The sequence below is a fragment of the Saccharomonospora halophila 8 genome (assembly GCF_000383775.1).
In the GTDB taxonomy this organism is placed as follows: Bacteria; Actinomycetota; Actinomycetes; order Mycobacteriales; family Pseudonocardiaceae; genus Saccharomonospora; species Saccharomonospora halophila.
Genome location: NZ_KB912560.1, coordinates 1 through 3,297 on the forward strand (window position 1 = coordinate 1; position 3,297 = coordinate 3,297).

At 70.7% G+C, this 3,297-nt stretch carries 3 protein-coding genes; all 3 read right to left on the reverse strand.

Annotation, left to right across the window (positions count from 1 at the left end; genetic code table 11):
- Window positions 1-171: 171 nt before the first annotated feature.
- Window positions 172-1,059: an ABC transporter permease subunit gene (locus SACHA_RS0113550; protein WP_019810660.1), complete on the reverse strand. Its 888-nt coding sequence runs from the start codon at window positions 1,057-1,059 to the stop codon at window positions 172-174.
- On the reverse strand, window positions 1,059-2,294 hold the full coding sequence (locus SACHA_RS0113555; RefSeq protein WP_019810662.1) for an ABC transporter ATP-binding protein: 1,236 nt from the start codon (window positions 2,292-2,294) through the stop codon (window positions 1,059-1,061). Before SACHA_RS0113555 ends, SACHA_RS0113550 begins: the two co-directional genes overlap by 1 nt.
- Before the next feature lie 388 nt (window positions 2,295-2,682).
- A partial coding sequence (locus SACHA_RS0113560) for an alanine dehydrogenase (protein WP_019810664.1) occupies window positions 2,683-3,297 on the reverse strand: 615 nt, incomplete at its 5' end.

Genomic DNA, 3,297 nt, shown 5'->3' on the forward strand with positions numbered 1-3,297 from the left:
CACCGAGCGCGGCGACCACGAGCCGCGGGTGCCGGAGACACGCGGCCGTCAGTCGGCGCACCCACCCGCGGTGCGCGGTGGGGTCGGTGGCCGCGGTCCCGGGGGAGGAGCCGTGAGGGGGTGCCGACGTGGTGTCAGTTCCGCTCACTCACGGCTCCTCGGGGCGCTGGATCAGGTGATGTCGCGTTTGTGGTTCGCGGCCCAGCCCGCCCCGAAGAACGCCAGTGTCCAGGCGAGGAACACCAGCGTCGCGCTCCACCAGGCGTAGGAGCCGGGCGCCCCCGCGAGGTACTGCAAAGCCCACTGGAGGTTCCCGTCCAGGCCCTCCGGTACGGACACGCCCGCGGCTCCGACCGATGCGGCGGCCAGGGCACCCACGATCCCGTTGAGCGCGTTGTTCGGCAGGACACCACCGAGCCACGACGCATCCAACGTACCGAACATGACGAAGACGAGGAGGTTCTCGACGACGAGCATCCAGATGATCAGCGTCACGACGGGTCCGGTGACGCTGTTCCACACCGCGCCGACGCCGACCCCGAACAGGGTGGCGAGCACTCCGGCGACCAGCGTCGTGCCCAGCACGCCGAACCACTGCCCGGCGGACGGCAGTCGGGACCCGTCGACCGCGATCAGCGCGCCGAGGGTCGTCGCCAGCAGGATCACGAGACTGTAGATCGCGCCCCAGGCCGTGTAGGTGACCATCTTCGCGGTCAGTGCCACGCCGCGCCCGGGTGCGGTGAGGTAAGTCGTGGTGATCGTCCGGCGGGTGTACTCGCCCGCGAGCGCGGAGATCCCGAAGATCACCGGGAAGAGCAGGCCGACGTTGACCCCTCGGGAGATGGCGAGCATGCCCACCGGCAGGGCGTCCACCTGGACACCGAGCGCGCGGGCGAGCCGTTGCGCGTCGTAGGTGCCGAGGAAGTCGCTGAACTCGTTGACCCCGTTGCCCCAGCCGTACGCGAAGAAGAACGAGACGGCGAACGCCGGGATCATCAGCGCCCACCACGGTTTGAGGCCGGTGGTCTTGCGGAACTCCGCCTTGATCAGGTTGCCCATCACTGCTGACCTCCCCAGCCCTCGGTCGACTGCGGCTGCTCGTGTTCGGACTGTGGGTCCGCCTGCTGCGGCGGTTGCTGCGGTGGTTGCTCGGCCGCCTGCTCCGGCGGGGCCTGCTGCTGCGAGGCCTGCTGCTGCGAGGCCTGCTGCTGCGGGGGCATCGGTTGCCCGGCGGCGTACGGCCCGCCCGGGGGAGCTGCCCAACCACCCTGCTGCGGCATGGGCTGCTGGGGCATGGGCTGCTGGGGGGCGGGTTGTTGCGGCCCCGGCTGCTGCGGCTGCTGGAACGGCGGCTGTGCGAACTGCGGAGGGTGCCCCGGGGCAGGGGCGGCGTACTGCGGACTGGTCAGCTGGAAGAAGAGCTGTTCCAGATCGGCGGTCTCCTCCTGGATCCCGTAGACGGCGACACCGGCCTGCGCGGCGAGGTCGGCGATCTGCTGCACGTTCGATCCGGACACCGCCACCCGTCCGTCCTGGGTGGGTTCGAGGCCGGTGATGCCCGCCTCCTGCAGAGCAGTGACCAGGGCCGTGGCATCGGCGGGCTGCACGAGCACGCGCGAGCGGCCACTCTGGCGCAGCTGCTCCAGCGGGCCGTAGTACCGGGTCGACCCGGCGCTGACGATGACGACCCGGTCGATCATCTGCTCGACCTCGGAGAGCAGATGGCTCGACACCAGCACGGTGCGGCCCTGGGCGGCGTAGGACTGCAGGAACTGCCGCAGCCACGCGATGCCCTCCGGGTCGAGCCCGTTCGACGGTTCGTCGAGCACCAGCACCTGCGGGTCGCCGAGCAGCGCCGTCGCGAGGGAGAGCCGTTGGCGCATCCCGAGGGAGAAGTCGCCGGTGCGCCGGTTGGCCGCGGGGGCCAGCCCGGTGAGGCCGAGCACCTCGTCGGCCCGCCGGTCGGGCACCCCGATGGCGGCGGCGTACACCCGCAGGTGAGTGCGGGCGGTGTGCTTCGGGTGGAATCCGCCGTTGTCCAGCACGGCGCCGACCACCCGTCCGGGGCTGCCGAGCTCCTGGTGCCGTCGGCCGTTGATGGTGGCCACGCCCGCGGTCGGCTCGACGAGTCCGAGGATCATGCGCAGCGTGGTGGTCTTGCCGGAGCCGTTCGGCCCGAGGAATCCCGTGACGCTTCCCGGCTCCACAGCGAAGCTGAGGTTCTGCACCGCGGTGAGGGCGCCGAACTGCTTGGTGAGGTTCTGCACCGCGATGCGGCCACTGCCGTCGTGCATGCTGCCCTCGTCTCCCTCGTGATCGTGCCTTGGCCGGTGTCATCCTGCCGTACGGACCGTTACGACGATCACGGGAGGGCTCCGGGTTCCTCACCCGGACGGAGGGCGACGTATGTCACTCTCGGCATCTGTTGCTGAGTGAAGACCTATTTTCCCTGGTCAATGGCATACCGTGAAAGATTCACCGGATCGCTAGCTGTCCCGTGGGAAAGAAACTTCGACGACTCGCGACCCCCGGGCGGCGAACCGCCCCGTTATTGCTTAGAGTTGTTGGTGGCGGCCCGCTCCCGGTGACCCCCAGGCTGGTTGAGCGGGCCGCCCCTTCTTTCTTCTCCGGCGTCTGCGTCGTGTCCCCGTCCGTCCCGGTCCTCCCGGTCCGGCGCCGGGATCAGAGCGGGGAGCCGACGAAGTCCAGGTCGTGCGCGAGGGCCACCGCCTCATTGGTGAGCCCGCCCGCGTGCGTGTTGATCCCCCGGGCCAGCGTGGTGTCCGCCCGTGCGGCCGCCCGCCAGCCCTCGTCCGCGATGCGCAGCACGTACGGCAGCGTCGCGTTGGTCAGGCCGTAGGTCGAGGTACGCGGGACCGCGCCGGGCATGTTGGTCACGCAGTAGAAGACCGAGTCGTTGACCCGGTAGGTCGGTTCGTCGTGCGTGGTCGGTCGGGAGTCGGCGAAGCAGCCGCCCTGGTCGATGGAGACGTCCACGAGGACGCTGCCCTCCCGCATCCGGCCGACCAGATCGTGCGGGACGAGTTCCGGGGCCTTCGCACCCGGGACGAGGACGGCCCCGATCACCAGATCGGCCTGCAGCACCGACTCGGCCAGCGACATGCCGCTGGAAGCGATCGTGCGTACCCGGCCCGCGAACTCCCGATCGATCTGCCACAGCCGCGCGATGTCGGTGTCCAGCAGCTCCACGTCGGCGCCCAGTCCGAGCGCCACCCGCGCGGCGCCGCGGCCCACGACGCCGCCGCCGATCACCACCACCCGGGCCGGGTGCACCCC